Raw genomic sequence first — 17,061 nt, forward strand, 5'->3', positions numbered from 1 at the left:
TGCCTACATCCACAGAATAGGCGGTAGTGTTAACCAGATCACAAGAAACCCTCTAGGGGCGTAGAGGGGGGGAGGATGAGAAGCAATCTCGTGTAATAGAGTATGGCACTGCATCAGAAATCCCTTAACCATGGGGTCAAGCAACGAATTCGTGCTCTACGGCTTATCTGAACTGTTTTGCCTTCCTCGCAAAGCCGGACAGACATCAAACTCATACCTCGACAGAACAGAACAAGAAGGATTGGATAATGACTAAGAAATCAGGCATCAGAACGCTCGCCCTCTCGGCACTGGCTACGCTGGTTCTCTCCTCTTCCGCGTTCGCTAAAATTGAAGAAGGCAAACTGGTTATCTGGATTAACGGCGATAAAGGCTATAACGGTCTAGCTGAAATCGGTAAAAAGTTTGAAAAAGAAACCGGCATTAAAGTGCTGGTTGAGCATCCTGATAAGCTGGAAGAGAAATATCCACAGGTCGCCGCCACCGGTGATGGACCTGACATTATCTTCTGGGCCCACGATCGTTTCGGCGGCTACGCACAGTCTGGCCTGCTGGCCGAAATCCATCCTTCTAAAGCGTTCCAAGACAAACTCTATCCGTTCACTTGGGATGCCGTACGCTATAACGGCAAGCTGATTGCCTATCCTGTCGCGGTTGAAGCGCTGTCGCTGATTTACAACAAAGATATCCTGCCGGAACCACCAAAGACTTGGGAGGAGATCCCTGCTCTGGATAAAGAGCTGCGTGCAAAAGGCAAGAGCGCCATCATGTGGAACTTACAAGAACCGTACTTCACATGGCCAATTATCGCGGCTGATGGCGGGTATGCGTTCAAATACGACAACGGCACCTACAACATTAAAGATGTCGGTGTGAACAACGCGGGCTCTCAGGCGGGTTTGCAGTTCATCGTCGACTTGGTGAAAAACAAACATATCAACGCGGATACTGATTACTCCATCGCCGAAGCGGCGTTTAACAAAGGCCAAACGGCGATGACCATTAATGGCCCTTGGGCTTGGTCAAACATCGATAAGAGCAACATCAACTACGGTGTCGCGCTGTTACCTACCTTCAAAGGTCATCCGTCAAAACCTTTCGTGGGCGTACTTAGCGCAGGGATTAACGCCGCCAGCCCGAATAAAGAATTGGCCACCGAGTTTCTGGAAAACTATCTGATGACCAACGCAGGCCTGGAGCAAATTAACAAAGACAAACCGTTGGGCGCCGTAGCGCTGAAGTCTTATCAGGAAACCTTAGAAAAAGATCCTAAGATTGCCGCCACCATGCAGAACGCCCAGAAAGGCGAAATTATGCCAAACATTCCGCAAATGAGCGCTTTCTGGTACGCAGAGCGTAGCGCCATCATCAATGCGGTGAATGGTCGTCAAAGTGTGAAAGAAGCATTAACCGGTGCAGAGCAACGCATAACCAAGTAATTGACATGAGATGCCCCCTAATGCCGCAAGGCACTAGGGGGAAACCGTTCTTGTATGTTTCAGATGAAAAATAGTTGTCCGTAACCGCCTTCGGCGTAAGAGAAATGAGGGAGTGTTTTATGTCGTTATCCCATACAGAATATCCAATCGCGAAGCCGGATAAATGGTGGCAGAGTGACATATTGAAATGGATAGTTATCGCCGCAATGTGTCTATTTACAGGCTACCTCACCATCGTGATGTATGCACAAGGTGAATACCTTTTCGCCATGCTGACGCTGGTTTTACTGGGGTCAGGATTATACATTTTTGCCAACCGTAAAGCCTATGCGTGGCGCTACGTCTATCCCGGTCTGGCAGGAATGGGGCTATTCGTTCTGTTTCCTCTGATCTGCACCATCGCTATTGCTTTTACCAACTACAGCAGCACCAACCAACTGACATTCGAACGTGCGCAATCTGTACTGATGCAGAGACAATTTACCACGGGGAAAACCTACGGTTTTGGTCTCTATCCAGAAGGGAATCAGTGGCGCTTACAGCTCGCCGATAGCGAAAACGGCCAATTTTATATCTCAGAACCTTTTAGCTTCAGCGCCCAAGAACAGCGCTTGGCCATGAAGCCAGAAAGCGCAGAACTCACCGGAGAGCGAGCCACTCTACGCGTTATTACTCAGAACCGTCAGGCGCTGAATAATATTGTGGCAGTCCTCCCGCAAAACGGTGAATTACGCATGAGCTCTCTGCGTCAGTTCGCTGGCACAAGCCCACTCTACTCACTTGAAAAAGATGGCGAAACACTAAAAAACAATCAGACTGGCACGCTCTATCGCCCTAACACCGACATTGGTTTTTATCAGGCAGTGAATGCCCAAGGGCAATGGGAGAATGAGCAGCTCAGCCCCGGTTTTACCGTCTCGATAGGCTGGAAAAACTTCATGCGAGTGGTGCAGGATGAAGGTATCCGTCAGCCCTTCGTCAGCATATTTATTTGGACCATCATCTTCTCGGTGCTCACCGTCGTTTTCACCGTCGCCGTCGGCATGGTATTGGCTTGTGTCGTTCAGTGGGAAGCGTTGAAAGGTAAAGCCGTTTATCGCGTGATGCTGATTCTGCCCTACGCCGTTCCCTCATTTATTTCAATATTGATCTTTAAGGGGTTGTTCAACCAAAGCTTTGGTGAGATCAACATGCTGCTGAGTCATCTGTTTGGCATCAAACCCGCTTGGTTCAGCGATCCGTTGACGGCCAAAAGTATGATTTTGATCGTCAACACCTGGCTCGGATACCCCTATATGATGATTCTATGCATGGGCTTGCTGAAGGCGATTCCTGACGATTTATATGAGGCTTCGGCAATGGATGGCGCGGGGCCGATGCAAAACTTCTTCCGCATCACATTACCGCTGCTGATTAAGCCGTTAACACCGCTGATGATCGCCAGTTTTGCTTTCAACTTTAACAACTTCGTTCTGATTCAGCTGTTAACCAACGGCGGGCCTGACATGCTGGGTACTTCAACGCCTGCGGGCTACACCGACCTGTTGGTCAGCTACACCTACCGCATTGCGTTTGAAGGCGGTGGCGGGCAAGACTTTGGTCTGGCGGCCGCGATTGCCACTCTGATTTTCCTGTTGGTTGGCGCGTTGGCGATTCTCAATCTGAAAGCCAGCAAAATGAATTTCGATTAAGGAGAGGGACCACGATATGGCAATGGTTCAACCAAAATCCCAGCGTTTACGACTGCTGTTTACTCATCTGATGATGCTGGCATTTATCTGCATGATCATGTTCCCACTGCTGATGGTGATTGCAATTTCGTTGCGCTCCGGCAACTTTGCCACTGGTAGCCTAATCCCAGAGAAGATTTCGTGGGAGCACTGGCAATTAGCGTTAGGTATGACCGTCACCAACGCGGACGGCAGCATCACGCCACCACCGTTCCCCGTTCTGCTCTGGCTATGGAACTCAATCAAAATCGCCGTTATTACCGCAGTGGGTATTGTTACGCTTTCCACTACCTGTGCTTACGCTTTTGCCCGTATGAAATTTAAAGGTAAGAGTTCACTGCTCAAGGGCATGCTGATTTTTCAGATGTTCCCTGCGGTTCTTTCTTTAGTCGCGCTATATGCCTTATTCGACCGTATTGGCCAATATGTTCCGTTCCTCGGATTAAATACCCACGGCGGCGTCATTTTTGCCTATATGGGGGGGATTGCTCTGCATGTTTGGACCATTAAGGGCTATTTTGAAACTATCGATAACTCGCTAGAAGAAGCCGCTGCACTGGATGGCGCTACGCCGTGGCAGGCGTTTCGCTTGGTTCTGTTGCCGCTTTCGGTACCAATTTTGGCTGTGGTATTCATTCTGTCATTTATTGCCGCGATTACCGAAGTGCCGGTTGCCTCCCTGTTGTTGCGCGATGTGAATAGCTATACGTTGGCGGTCGGTATGCAGCAGTATCTCAATCCGCAAAACTACCTGTGGGGCGACTTTGCCGCAGCGGCAGTGCTGTCGGCCATTCCGATTACGGCCGTATTCCTGCTTGCGCAGCGTTGGCTGGTAGGCGGACTGACGTCCGGTGGTGTGAAAGGGTAATGCGTGGAAAAACCTGTGTCTTTGTTATTGCCGTTTTTATCATTAGCTCGAGGTTATAGCCATATGCTATGACCTCTTTGGCGGCCATTGGCCTAATGCTGGTCACTTAAGCGTGATTTTAGGGGAAGTACACCGATGGGTGTCGTAGCAGCTTTAGCTGCCGGAGCGCCCCGCGGTGTGCTAGCCCCGTGTATCTCGACCTCTTAAACGATCAGCATTACCCATTGGCCGCCTTTTCTTTTTAGCTCTACTCGCGCTTGAGTTTTTCTGTATTCGCAAGGTATAACGCAACCACCAGCACCAAAATGGCGGCAGAATAGATCAATGTATCTGCCGGACTTTTGTGGTCGACGATAATCAGACGAATAATCGCGGTAATGCCGATGTAGATAAAATAGCGCAGCGGGAAATGGTATCCCGATTGGAAATACTTCACGATCAGCGCAATAAACTCGAAGTAGAGAAAATAAATCACTATCCCTTCGATCAGTAGATAGGAAGACGCGGTTTCGCTGGCGTTAAACAGCACCGTACCCAGCGTAAATGTCTCCTTTCCAAGAAATACCACCAGAATCACGGCCAGCATCAACAGCCCCGCGTTCAGGATCCACTGCAAAATCTTGGCGATAGTGCTCGATTGTTTGCTACCTGGCATTAATGTTCCTTTTGCCGTTGAAGTCGTTTATGTGATCAAGTTAACAAAATGACTATTTTGTCGTCTATCCCCTGTGAAAAATAAATACCTAAATCCTCTAAGAGAAATCCAACCAGTTCCACATTTTGCGACATTTTTTTGTTAATCGTTTTACTATGGCTCCTGGCTAATATTCGCCAAGAAACGAATCATTGCCGTAGCTTATACCAGGGCGTTCCAACGATTGAGAAACAAAATAATATGAAAATACTGCGTCATTACGGTTTTACTATTTGCTTACTGCTAGGGATTATTCTTGGTGGCTTATCCGGCATCATTTTCGGAGAAAAAGCGGCGATCGTGCAGCCAATCGGCGATCTATTTCTTAATCTGATGTTTGTCGTCATCGTGCCGCTCGTGTTCCTCAGCATTTCATCGTCAATTGCAGAAATGAAGCAAATGGCCCGGCTCGGGAAAATCATGGGGACGGTCTTTGCCGTATTTCTTAGCACCGCGCTCATTGCCGCCGTTATCGCCTTCATTGGCACCCAAATTTATAATCCATTCCAAAACGTAGACGTCAGCACGCTGATTGCCCATTTGCCACCTGCGCCAGATTCGCACGGTAAAAGTTTGGGAGAAATCATCGTGAATACGTTCACAGTGCCTGACTTCCTGCAGTTGTTTACTAAATCCAGCCTTCTGCCGTTGATTGTTTTCTCGGTGCTGCTTGGTTTGGCGACCTCAATGTCAGGTGAAAAAGGCCAGCCAGTGGCTGATTTTCTTACCGCAGGTACGACCGTTATTCTGCGCATGGTCAAGATTATCATGTACGCCGCACCTGTCGGTTTAGGCTGTTACTTTGCCGCCACCGTAGGTCACTTAGGTCCACAAATTATCAATGGCTACCTGAACGCGTTTCTGTTGTATCTGATGCTAACGGTTATCTACTTCTTCGGCGCAAATACGCTGTATGCCTTCGTGGCCGGCGGAAAACTTGGCGTCAAAGTCTTCTGGTCAAACGTTTTGACTCCAGCGATTACCGCCGTGGCAACGTCATCAAGCGCAGCCTGTATTCCAGCCAATCTGGTCGCAACGAAGAAAATGGGAGTACCCGATGATATCGCTGAAACCGTGATCCCTTTGGGCGCTAACACCCATAAAGATGGCTCGGTCATTGGTGGCATCATCAAAATTGTGTTTCTGTTTACGCTGTTCCATAAGGATATGAGCGATCCCATGAACATCGCAGCCATTATCAGCGTGGCATTCTTAGTCGGTGCGGTCATGGGCGCAATCCCCAGCGGGGGTATGACGGGCGAGCTGATGATTTGCTCAGTCTTTGGCTTCTCACCAGAACTGGTCGGTACCATCATGATTATCAGCACAATCATCGACGTTCCAGCCACGCTGCTGAACTCCACTGGTAATACCGTGTGCGCCATGATGGTCACTCGGTTTGTGGAAGGAAAGGATTGGCTAAAACGCAGGGTATGTATTCAGGGTTAACTCCACAATAAATCTGTGGATTTCTATATAGTATCGTACTTCCGGTTTGAGAGAAGAACCAAATCAAACAAAAATGCCACCCCAAGGGATGGCATTTTTTATACTTGAATTTACCCCATTAACTCGCTTATGCGCGCCACTTTTTGAAACGGTTAATCAGCGCATTGGTTGAGCTATCGTGGCTTTTCACGTCTTCACTACCGTTCAATTCAGGCAGGATACGGTTAGCCAGTTGTTTGCCCAGCTCAACGCCCCACTGGTCGAACGTGAAGATATTCAGGATTGCACCTTGGGTGAAGATTTTGTGTTCGTATAGCGCAATCAACAGACCCAAACTATATGGCGTGATTTCACGCAGCAGAATGGAGTTGGTCGGGCGGTTACCTTCAAACACTTTAAACGGCACGATGTGCGCCACTTCAGCCGCCGTTTTACCTGCTTTAGCAAACTCCTCTTCCACTTCTTCACGCGATTTACCGAAAGCCAAAGCTTCGGTCTGAGCAAAGAAGTTGGATAACAGCTTGCTGTGGTGGTCTCCCAACGCATTGTGGCTAATCGATGGAGCGATGAAGTCGCAAGGAACCAGTTTAGTCCCCTGATGGATTAGCTGGTAGAAGGCATGCTGACCATTAGTCCCTGGTTCGCCCCAGATAATTGGACCTGTTTGATAGGTGACTGGATTGCCGTTACGGTCAACGTATTTACCGTTGGACTCCATATTCCCCTGCTGGAAATAGGCTGGGAAACGATGCATATACTGGTCATATGGCAGAATGGCTTCAGTTTCAGCACCGAAGAAATTGTTGTACCAAATACCGATCAGCGCCAACTGCACCGGCAGGTTTTGTTCAATCGGTGTATTAGCAAAATGCTGATCCATCGCATGTGCGCCGCTCAGCAGCTGTTCAAAGTTATCGAAACCAATGCTCAGCGCAATAGACAGCCCGATAGCGGACCATAGGGAATAACGACCGCCGACCCAATCCCAGAATTCAAACATGTTGGCAGTATCAATACCAAACTCGCTAACCGCTTTGCCATTGGTAGACAGCGCCGCGAAATGTTTAGCAACGTGGGCTTCATCACCAGCAGACTTCAGGAACCAGTCACGTGCGCTGTGAGCGTTAGTCATGGTTTCTTGTGTGGTAAAGGTTTTTGAAGCCACGAGGAACAGCGTGGTTTCTGGATTTAACGTTTTTAGCGTTTCGGCAATATGAGTACCATCGACGTTGGAAACAAAATGCATGTTCAGATGGTTTTTGTAGGGTTTCAGCGCTTCGGTCACCATGTATGGGCCTAAGTCAGAGCCACCGATACCAATGTTCACTACGTCGGTAATGGTTTTGCCGGTGTACCCTTTCCACTCTCCACCGATCACACGCTCGCAGAACTGCTTCATCTTCGCCAACACCGCATTCACTTCAGGCATCACATCTTTGCCATCGACGATAATTGGCGTATTGCTGCGGTTACGCAGAGCGATGTGCAGCACGGCGCGATCTTCAGTACGGTTAATCTTTTCGCCCGCAAACATGGAGGCTATCGCCCCCTGCAAATCCGTTTCTTTCGCTAAAGCCTGCAGCTTTTCGAGGGTCTCTGTGGTAATGCGGTTTTTAGAAAAATCGACCAGCATTTGGTCATCAAAGGTAGCAGAGAACTTAGAGAAGCGGTCGGCATCTTGAGCGAACAGATCGCGCATCTGCACAGATTTCATTTGCTCGAAATGCTGCTGCAGAGCATGCCAGGCAGCGGTTTGACTAGGATTGATATTTTTCATAGCGACGCCTTTATGCTTGAGAATAAAAGAGAGTTTGTTCTTCAGACATGTGTTCTTGTGAAAATCGAGACAAGCAAGCTACCGAACTCGGCGGTTCCATGAAAACCGGAATGACGACGGGCAGGTACTGAGTCATCTTTTCCCAACGATTTATCAAATTGTATCCTTTTCCCCTCCGGTTGCGATCACTTTTGTTGCGATAGTTGAAAACTGTTAATCCCTTTTCACACCTGATACTGACTCCATTCAGCCAAATCCTCACATTGCGCCATAATGTTGCTAAACTGTCATGATAACCATCTGTTTTTGTTAATCGTTTCTAAGGTTCATATCATGGAGCTATCAACACCATTAATGCTGGTCATTATTGGCATCAGTTCACTTGCGGCCCAGTGGCTCGCTTGGCGATTGCGCATTCCGGCTATTTTACCTCTGCTACTGATCGGTATTACGTTAGGCCCAGTGACACATGTCATTGCCCCCGACGCCCTGTTTGGCGAACTGTTGTTCCCTCTGGTTTCACTCTCGGTTGCCATTATTCTGTTTGAAGGCTCACTCACCCTGCGTTTTGAAGAAATTCGTGGGCTAGGTGGCGTCGTTCGTAATCTCGTTAGTATCGGTATGCTCGTGACCTTTGCCATCATTTCAGTTTCTTGCTGGTGGCTGTTGGGTTTTTCCGCCGAACTTTCGGCACTGGTCGGTGCCGTCACCGTCGTGACCGGGCCAACGGTTATCGCACCATTGATGCGAGTAGTTCGTCCTAAAGCAAGTATAAACCGTGTACTTCGATGGGAAGGGATTGTGATCGATCCCGTCGGTGCAATTTTTACGGTACTCGTCTTTGAATTCATTGTGTTACGCCAAAATTCGGAGGCTTGGACACATCTATTCGTGACCTTTGGCAAAACCGTCGTACTTGGCCTGTTAATCGGTGCGCTATTTGGCTATGTACTTGGCATTGCCTTACGGAAAGTGTGGATCCCACGCTATCTGCAAAATCTCGCCGTACTGGCCGTGATGCTCAGCGCATTTGGATTCTCTAACGCCGTTGCAGAAGAATCCGGCCTGCTTGCGGTTACCGTCATGGGAATATGGCTGGCTAACATGCGAGATGTTGATATCAGCGATATTTTGGCGTTCAAGGAAGAGTTGTCAGCTATCTTAATTTCCGCGCTGTTTATCATTCTGGCTGCACGCTTAGATATTGGTGCATTGTGGGCGATGGGATGGCCGCTGGTTATCGTTTTGCTTATCGTGCAGTTTGTTGCGCGTCCATTATGTATTGCCGTCTCCACCGCCGGTTCCTCGCTACGATGGCAAGAGAAAGCGCTGCTTTCATGGATTGCGCCTCGCGGTATCGTTGCAGCAGCCGTCAGCTCATTATTTGCCCTCACGCTACAACGAATGAACTACCCCGAAGCGGATAAACTGGTTACCGTTGTCTTTGCCGTAATCATTGGCACCGTGGTGCTGCAAAGTTTAACCAGCGCCCGACTCGCTCGTTGGCTTGGCGTTCAGCAGCAAAAGCCGCGTGGAGTGCTCATTATTGGCGCCAACACCGTTGCGCGAGCCGTAGCTCAGGCACTGATGAAGCTAAAAATTCCCGTCATGGTGACGGACAGCAGTTGGGAATATTATCGTCAAGCGCGCATGGACGGAATTCCCGCTTATTATGGTCATGCCTATTCGGAACATGCTGAAAACTATCTCGATCTTAGCGATACGGCTCAGGTACTGGCGCTCTCACCCAATCGGCATCAGAACGCGCTTGCGGTTTATCACTTTGGCCATATCTTCGGCGAGCGAAAAGTCTTTTCCATCCGTTCCAGCGCCCAGCTAAAAGGCCGCTCTAACGGTGAAAGCAGCCGTTTTCGTCGCCATGAAATTCTGTTTAATCATGAGGCCACTTACTCACGCCTGAGTACATTATTAAGCAAAGGTGCCGTAATTAAGGCCACCAAGCTCAACGAAAACTTTGGTTGGGTTGAGTATCTGGAAAAACATCAAGGCGTCATACCACTATTTGCGCAAAAAGAGGATGGCTCACTTCAGCCCGTGAATGAAAACAGCGTGCCTGCCATGCCCTGTACGTTAGTTGCGCTGGTTCAAGGGGAACACGTAACCCCCTCAAACTAACATTTTATTAGCATGGCTTATCAACTCTCCGGTAGGCCATGCGCACTGCTAATAACAGAGTCATTCGCTATTAAATTATATTATTCAAGAAGATATAACTTAACATTCGCCGTTGTAACTTATTCCCTTTCAAATTGAAAATAGCTCATGTTAATGACGTTGACATAACTTCAATAAGTCGCTATTTCTAAAAACCTACTTGTACATCACGTGTACAAGCCAGAAGAGGCGCGTTGCTCAGGTAACGTATCGAAGGAGCCGGTTTCCACATCCCTAATGTTTAGGGAGAAACGATACGCAAGGGGATGTGACGCCGAGACGCAGCAGCCCACCGGAGAAACTGCTACGTCGGCTACAAGGGCTGAATCCCTTGGGCTGTCACCTCGATTCTCTGTATTCCGGGGGATCGGCAAGGTGGGGCGCTTCTGGGTGTATCGTAGCTTTAATCCCTACGTCTGCTCCCGTATACCGCTCTCTCCTTGTGCCAAGGTAATGGAATTTCTAGCCCGATTAACTGAATTAACGCGGGCTTCCCTGACACGAGGCTTATATGAAAAATACCATCGTCGCAAAATTTGGCGGCACCAGCGTGGCTAACGCTGACGCGATGCAAAACAGCGCCAATATCGTTCTTTCCAACCCGAATGTGCGCGTGGTGGTGTTATCTGCCTCTGCGGGTGTCACCAATTTACTGGTTGAACTGGCTGACGGCTGCGATCAAGAGAAGCGTCATTACGTTATCGATGAAATTCGCCGTATCCAATACAGCATTCTTGATTCACTCCATCAGCCAAGCGTACTGCGCGAAGAAATCGATCGTATGCTGGAAAATATCGCCATGCTGTCAGAAGCCGCAGCTCTGGCGACGTCTCCGGCCTTAACAGATGAATTAGTCAGCCACGGCGAGCTGATGTCGACCTTGCTGTTCGTGGAGCTACTGCGCCAGCGCGACGTCAATGTCGAATGGTTTGATGTGCGTAAAATTATGCGCACCAACGATCGTTTTGGTCGCGCCGAGCCAGACACGCACGCGCTCTACGAATTAGCGCAGCAACAGCTAGTGCCGCGTATTCAAGATGCCATTGTCATTACTCAAGGCTTTATTGGCAGCGAAAGTAAAGGCCGTACCACCACGCTTGGGCGAGGTGGCAGCGACTATACCGCGGCATTGCTAGGCGAAGCGTTGAATGCTGCGCGTGTTGATATCTGGACAGACGTTCCCGGCATTTATACCACCGATCCACGCATCGTATCGGCAGCGCGCCGTATCAGCGAAATTGGTTTCTCCGAGGCCGCTGAAATGGCCACCTTCGGTGCCAAAGTTTTACATCCCGCCACATTATTGCCTGCGGTTCGTAGCGACATCCCCGTTTTCGTCGGTTCAAGCAAGGATCCTTCGGCCGGTGGCACCTTAGTGTGCAATAAAACCGAGCAACCGCCGTTGTTCCGTGCGCTTGCTCTGCGTCGTAAACAAACGCTGATGACGTTACACAGCCTGAACATGCTGCACGCCCGTGGTTTCTTGGCCGAGGTATTTGGGATTTTGGCGCGCCACAACATCTCCGTCGATTTGATTACTACGTCTGAAGTCAGTATTGCCTTAACGTTAGACACCACCGGCTCGTGCACGAGCGGTGCCAGCTTGCTGACAACCTCTCTGCTGACTGAGCTCTCCTCCCTTTGCCGAGTAGAAGTAGAAGAAAATCTGGCGCTGGTGGCACTTATCGGTAACAAGCTCTCTTCCGCCTGTGGCGTTGGCAAAGAGGTTTTCGGGGTCATGGAACCGTTCAACATCCGTATGATTTGCTACGGTGCCAGCAGCCATAACCTCTGCTTCCTCGTTCCCGGTGAAAATGCCGAAAACGTGGTGCGCGCGCTACACACCAATCTCTTCGAGTAACCCTTCCTCTGCCGCTCCGGCCTTCCCGCCGCGCTCTGCGGCGGGGAAATCAGTACCTGTTGTTCATTCTTATAAATTTCCAATAACACACATCACAACATACTAAAAAGGCCTAATCATGCTGGCATTATTTACACGTTTATTCCCTCTGTGGGCAGTTTTGCTGTCTATCTCTGCCTATTTCACGCCAACCACATTTACGGGGATAGGGCCCTACGTTAGCTCGCTACTGATGCTCATCATGTTTACCATGGGAGTTACACTAAAAATTGATGATTTCAAACGTGTGCTATCTCGACCTGCCCCCGTTGCAGCCGGCATCTTCCTGCATTATCTGGTGATGCCGCTAGCAGCGTTTCTGCTCGCGAAAGCCTTCCATATGCCGCCAGATTTATCTGCCGGCATGGTTCTCGTCGGCAGCGTCGCCAGCGGCACGGCATCAAACGTGATGATCTACTTAGCCCGTGGAGACGTGGCGCTTTCAGTCACCATTTCGTCATTCTCAACGCTGGTAGGCGTGTTTGCGACGCCTCTGCTGACGCGTTTATACGTTGATGCCACCATTAGCGTAGATATCATGGGAATGTTAATCAGCATTCTACAAATTGTGGTCATTCCAATCGCCGCCGGTCTGGCCATTCACCACATGTTTAGCAAACTCGTCGCACGCATTGAACCTTTCCTGCCTGCTCTATCAATGGTGTGTATCTTAGCTATCATCAGCGCAGTGGTTGCAGGAAGCCAAAGCCATATCGCCTCGGTTGGCCTGATGGTGATCGTCGCAGTTATCTTGCATAACAGCATCGGACTGCTCAGTGGATACTGGGGAGGTCGTTTGTTCGGTTTTGACGAGTCCACTTGCCGTACTCTCGCGATCGAGGTTGGAATGCAAAACTCGGGTCTAGCGGCCACGTTAGGTAAAATTTACTTCTCACCGCTTGCTGCACTGCCCGGCGCACTGTTCTCTGTATGGCACAACCTGTCTGGTTCTCTATTGGCAGGATACTGGCAGGGACGCCCTACCGGAGATGAGAAAGAGAACAAAAAAGTGGTGTCACCGGAGAGTTGAGTCTCATCTCCAGTCTGTATCGCATTTGTGTAAGGTTCCGCCCGCCAGTCAATACCGAGCTTCATGTGACATTGGTTTAGGCGTACGGGCTAGGGGCGCCAGCAGAGATGATGGCGGTAGGTCGAGGGCGCACAGGATGTGCGCTCTGAGACCGGTCGGCCAAACGACTCGGTAAAAAGCGCCGGAGTCGATAGGTTGCGCGCTGGCAACCTATCGTCGGGAGCCTTCGGTAAAAATTACATGTAAGCTCGGGCTCGACTGGCTACCGAAACCTTACACTGCCCCCACAAAACCCAAAACGATGTTCTGTTAATCCGCATCATACCCAAGGTTCGGCGCCAACCAACGTTCAACCTCGGCGACCGGCATTCCTTTACGTTGAGCATAATCTTCCACCTGATCGCGTTGGATCTGCGCAACCGCAAAATATTTGCTTTCGGGATGGCTGAAATACCAACCGGAAACCGACGCTCCCGGCCACATCGCGTAAGATTCGGTGAGCTTCATCCCCACCGTATTTTCGGCATCCAATAGCGTCCAAATAGCCGCTTTTTCAGTATGTTCAGGGCATGCCGGATAGCCAGGTGCAGGACGAATACCTTGGTAATTTTCGCGGATTAGCTCTTCATTACTGAGGTTTTCATTAGCCGCGTACCCCCAATAAACCTTACGTACTTTTTCATGTAGGTATTCAGCAAAAGCCTCAGCTAAACGGTCAGAGAGCGCCTTCACCATGATTTTATTGTAATCATCATGCTGCGCTTCATAGGCATCAGCCAACGCATCCTCTTCCAGCCCACCGGTAACCGCAAATGCGCCGATATAGTCTGATTTACCACTGGATTTTGGCGCCACGAAATCCGCTAAGCAGTAGTTAGCAAAATCTGTTTTTTCAGTCTGCTGGCGTAGGTGATGACCCGTGACAAGCACCTCATCACGGAATTCATTGCTGTAGATCTCTACATCATCGCCCACCCGATTAGCAGGGAAAATGCCATACACGCCACGTGGATTGAGTTTGCCGCTGCTCGCTAAATCATCCAGCATCGCATTAGCATCTGCAAAGACTCGCTTGGCTTCTTCGCCAACTACTTCATCCTCGAGAATGCGTGGATACTTTCCTGCCAGCGACCACGTCATGAAGAACGGCGTCCAGTCGATGTAATTACGTAAAGTATCAATGCTCGCGGTCACCTGATGCACACCCAAACGATGCGGAACAGGCGGTGTGTAATCTGACCAATCAAGCGAAGTCGCATTTTCACGCGCAGCCTCCAGTGAAACCGGCGGTGTGCGTGGTTTTTTGCGTCCGTGTTGAATACGAACCGTTTCATACTCTTTACGCGTACGAGCCACAAAATCAGGTTTTTGCGTTGGGGATAAAAGCGCAGCAACAACGCCTACGGTACGTGAGGCATTCGAAACATAGGTGGTTGGCCCACTGTAGTTCTGCTCGATTTTAACCGCTGTATGCGCCTTAGACGTCGTTGCTCCACCAATCAACAGCGGCAGATCGAATCCTTGGCGCTCCATTTCTTTGGCCACGTAAACCATTTCATCCAACGATGGCGTTATCAGCCCAGACAATCCAATAATATCAACGTTTTGCTCACGTGCAGTTTTCAGGATTTTATCGCAAGGCACCATAACGCCCAGATCGATGATTTCGTAGTTATTGCATTGCAGCACCACGCCGACGATGTTCTTACCAATATCGTGCACATCGCCTTTCACCGTCGCCAGCAGCACTTTTCCCGCCGATGTGCCTTTCTCTTTGCTAGCTTCAATAAACGGCTCAAGGTAGGCTACGGCCTGCTTCATCACACGGGCAGATTTCACCACCTGCGGCAAGAACATTTTTCCATCACCGAACAGATCGCCAACCACGTTCATGCCGTCCATCAGCGGCCCTTCAATGACCTCAATCGGACGTTCGGCTTCAAGACGAGCCTCTTCAGTATCCGCTTCAATAAACTCGGTAATGCCTTTAACCAGTGAATATTCCAAGCGTTTTTTTACCGGCCAGCTGCGCCACTCCGCCTGCGGTTTATTGCTATCGTCATCACTCTTGCTACCACGGTATTTCTCCGCCAGATCCAGTAAACGCTCGGTACCATCCTCTCGGCGGTTTAAGATCACATCTTCAACCGCATCACGCAGATCGGTCGGGAGATCGTCGTAGATCGCTAACTGCCCTGCATTAACGATCCCCATATCCATACCATTACGGATCGCGTAGTACAGGAATACCGCGTGGATCGCTTCACGTACCGGATCGTTGCCACGGAAGGAGAATGAAACGTTAGACACACCGCCGGAGATTAGGGCGTGCGGCAGCTCGGCTTTGATATCTGCGCAGGCCTCGATAAAGTCCACGGCATAGTTGTTATGCTCTTCAATACCGGTCGCCACGGCGAAAATATTGGGGTCAAAAATAATGTCTTCAGGAGGGAAGCCGACTGTTTCAGTCAGCAGTTTGTAGGCACGGCGGCAAATTTCAATTTTCCGCGCGCGCGTATCCGCCTGCCCAACTTCATCAAACGCCATTACCACCATCGCCGCACCATAGCGACGAACCTTACGCGCATGCTCGATGAATTTATCCTCGCCCTCTTTCATCGAGATCGAGTTCACAATCCCCTTGCCCTGAATGCACTTCAGACCTTTTTCGATGACTTCCCATTTGGAGGAATCAATCATTATCGGCACACGGGCAATATCAGGCTCGCCGGCGATCAGATTAAGGAAACGCACCATTGCCGCTTCGGCATCGAGCATCCCTTCATCCATATTGATATCAATGATCTGCGCACCGCTTTCTACCTGTTGTAGCGCAACTTCTAGCGCCTCAGCATATTTATCTTCTTTAATCAGACGTTTGAACTTGGCTGAGCCCGTAACGTTGGTACGCTCCCCGACGTTAACAAAGAGCGTATTGGCATCAATGGTCAGCGGTTCCAAACCTGCCAAGCGACATGCTACGGGGATATCTGGCAGCGCGCGTGGTTTCACACCGTCAACCGCCCGACTGATTGCTGCAATGTGTGCTGGTGTCGTACCACAGCAGCCACCGACGATATTCAGAAAGCCAGCTTGAGCCCATTCGGCAATATGCTCAGCCATCTCTTTCGGCCCAAGATCGTATTCGCCAAAGGCATTCGGCAGCCCCGCATTTGGGTGTGCAGTGACAAAACATTCAGCAATGCGTGATAGCTCTGCAACGTACTGACGCAGCTCATCCGGCCCTAATGCACAGTTCAAACCAAAGGTCAGCGGCTTCACATGACGCAGAGAGTTGTAAAAAGCCTCGGTAGTTTGACCGGACAGAGTACGGCCTGATGCATCAGTGATCGTGCCGGAAATCATGACGGGCAGTTCAACGCCCATCGCTTCGAATTCGGTTTCAACAGCATAGATTGCTGCTTTGGCATTCAGCGTATCGAAGATAGTTTCGATCATGATTAGATCGACGCCACCTTCAACCAGCGCACGGGTTGATTCACGATAGGCTTCAACTAACTGGTCAAAAGAGATATTACGGAAAGCAGGATCGTTAACGTCTGGAGAAATTGACGCCGTGCGGTTAGTCGGGCCGAGTACACCTGCAACATAGCGCGGCTTATTCGGGGTTCGCGCCGTCCATTCATCTGCACAGGCTCGAGCCAAACGTGCAGCTTCATAGTTGATTTCCGCGGATAGGGATTCCATATGGTAATCCGCCATCGCAATGCGCGTAGAGTTGAATGTATTGGTTTCTAGAATGTCAGCGCCGGCTTCGAGATAGTCATAATGGATCGCGCTAATAATATCCGGCTTGGTCAGAACCAGTAGGTCGTTATTGCCTTTAAGATCGCTCTGCCAGTCGGCAAAACGATCGCCTCGGAAGTCCTCTTCGGTCAGCCGATAGCCTTGAATCATGGTTCCCATACCGCCATCCAGCACCAAAATCCTTTGGGATAGCTGATGACGTAATCTCTCAACGGTTGTGCTCACTGTTGC

Annotated in this window: 10 protein-coding genes and 1 riboswitch; of the genes, 7 read left to right on the plus strand and 3 right to left on the minus strand. The window is 49.8% G+C overall.

Annotation, left to right across the window (positions count from 1 at the left end; all coding sequences use genetic code 11):
- Positions 1-248: 248 nt before the first annotated feature.
- From malE to malG, 3 genes are all read left to right on the plus strand, one after another.
- Complete coding sequence (gene malE, locus M988_RS19105; protein WP_061059304.1) at positions 249-1,439, plus strand: maltose/maltodextrin ABC transporter substrate-binding protein MalE; 1,191 nt, start codon at positions 249-251, stop codon at positions 1,437-1,439.
- A 119-nt stretch (positions 1,440-1,558) separates the two neighbouring features.
- On the plus strand, positions 1,559-3,130 hold the full coding sequence (gene malF, locus M988_RS19110; RefSeq protein WP_061059305.1) for a maltose ABC transporter permease MalF: 1,572 nt from the start codon (positions 1,559-1,561) through the stop codon (positions 3,128-3,130).
- Positions 3,131-3,146: 16 nt separating this feature from the next.
- On the plus strand, positions 3,147-4,037 hold the full coding sequence (gene malG, locus M988_RS19115; RefSeq protein WP_008814719.1) for a maltose ABC transporter permease MalG: 891 nt from the start codon (positions 3,147-3,149) through the stop codon (positions 4,035-4,037).
- A 247-nt stretch (positions 4,038-4,284) separates the two neighbouring features.
- On the opposite strand, the gene psiE is transcribed toward malG, so the two are convergent.
- The gene (gene psiE / locus M988_RS19120; RefSeq protein ID WP_008814718.1) at positions 4,285-4,692 is read right to left on the minus strand and encodes a phosphate-starvation-inducible protein PsiE; all 408 of its coding nucleotides are present in this window, start codon (positions 4,690-4,692) and stop codon (positions 4,285-4,287) included.
- Positions 4,693-4,932: 240 nt separating this feature from the next.
- Here psiE and M988_RS19125 point away from each other — a divergent pair, with 240 nt between their 5' ends.
- Positions 4,933-6,180, plus strand: a complete 1,248-nt coding sequence (locus tag M988_RS19125) for a dicarboxylate/amino acid:cation symporter (protein ID WP_039184471.1) — start codon at positions 4,933-4,935, stop codon at positions 6,178-6,180.
- Between the two features lie 127 nt (positions 6,181-6,307).
- Here M988_RS19125 and pgi read toward each other — a convergent pair whose 3' ends face one another.
- On the minus strand, positions 6,308-7,957 hold the full coding sequence (gene pgi / locus M988_RS19130) for a glucose-6-phosphate isomerase (protein ID WP_064575371.1): 1,650 nt from the start codon (positions 7,955-7,957) through the stop codon (positions 6,308-6,310).
- A gap of 333 nt (positions 7,958-8,290) precedes the next feature.
- On the opposite strand from pgi, the gene M988_RS19135 reads away from it, so the two are divergent.
- The 3 genes from M988_RS19135 to panS all read left to right on the plus strand — a co-directional run bounded on the left by M988_RS19135 (position 8,291) and on the right by panS (position 13,062).
- On the plus strand, positions 8,291-10,093 hold the full coding sequence (locus M988_RS19135) for a cation:proton antiporter (protein ID WP_039184517.1): 1,803 nt from the start codon (positions 8,291-8,293) through the stop codon (positions 10,091-10,093).
- Positions 10,094-10,308: 215 nt separating this feature from the next.
- Positions 10,309-10,526, plus strand: a riboswitch (Lysine riboswitch).
- A 117-nt stretch (positions 10,527-10,643) separates the two neighbouring features.
- Positions 10,644-11,993, plus strand: coding sequence for a lysine-sensitive aspartokinase 3 (gene lysC / locus M988_RS19140; RefSeq protein WP_004095279.1), 1,350 nt, complete (start codon positions 10,644-10,646; stop codon positions 11,991-11,993).
- 118 nt (positions 11,994-12,111) lie between these two features.
- Positions 12,112-13,062: a ketopantoate/pantoate/pantothenate transporter PanS gene (gene panS / locus M988_RS19145; protein WP_008814714.1), complete on the plus strand. Its 951-nt coding sequence runs from the start codon at positions 12,112-12,114 to the stop codon at positions 13,060-13,062.
- Between the two features lie 309 nt (positions 13,063-13,371).
- Here panS and metH read toward each other — a convergent pair whose 3' ends face one another.
- Positions 13,372-17,055 (minus strand): methionine synthase, encoded by a 3,684-nt coding sequence (gene metH / locus M988_RS19150; RefSeq protein WP_008814713.1) that lies wholly within the window; start codon positions 17,053-17,055, stop codon positions 13,372-13,374.
- Positions 17,056-17,061: the final 6 nt, after the last annotated feature.

This window comes from Hafnia paralvei ATCC 29927, from assembly GCF_001655005.1.
Lineage (GTDB): Bacteria > Pseudomonadota > Gammaproteobacteria > Enterobacterales > Enterobacteriaceae > Hafnia > Hafnia paralvei.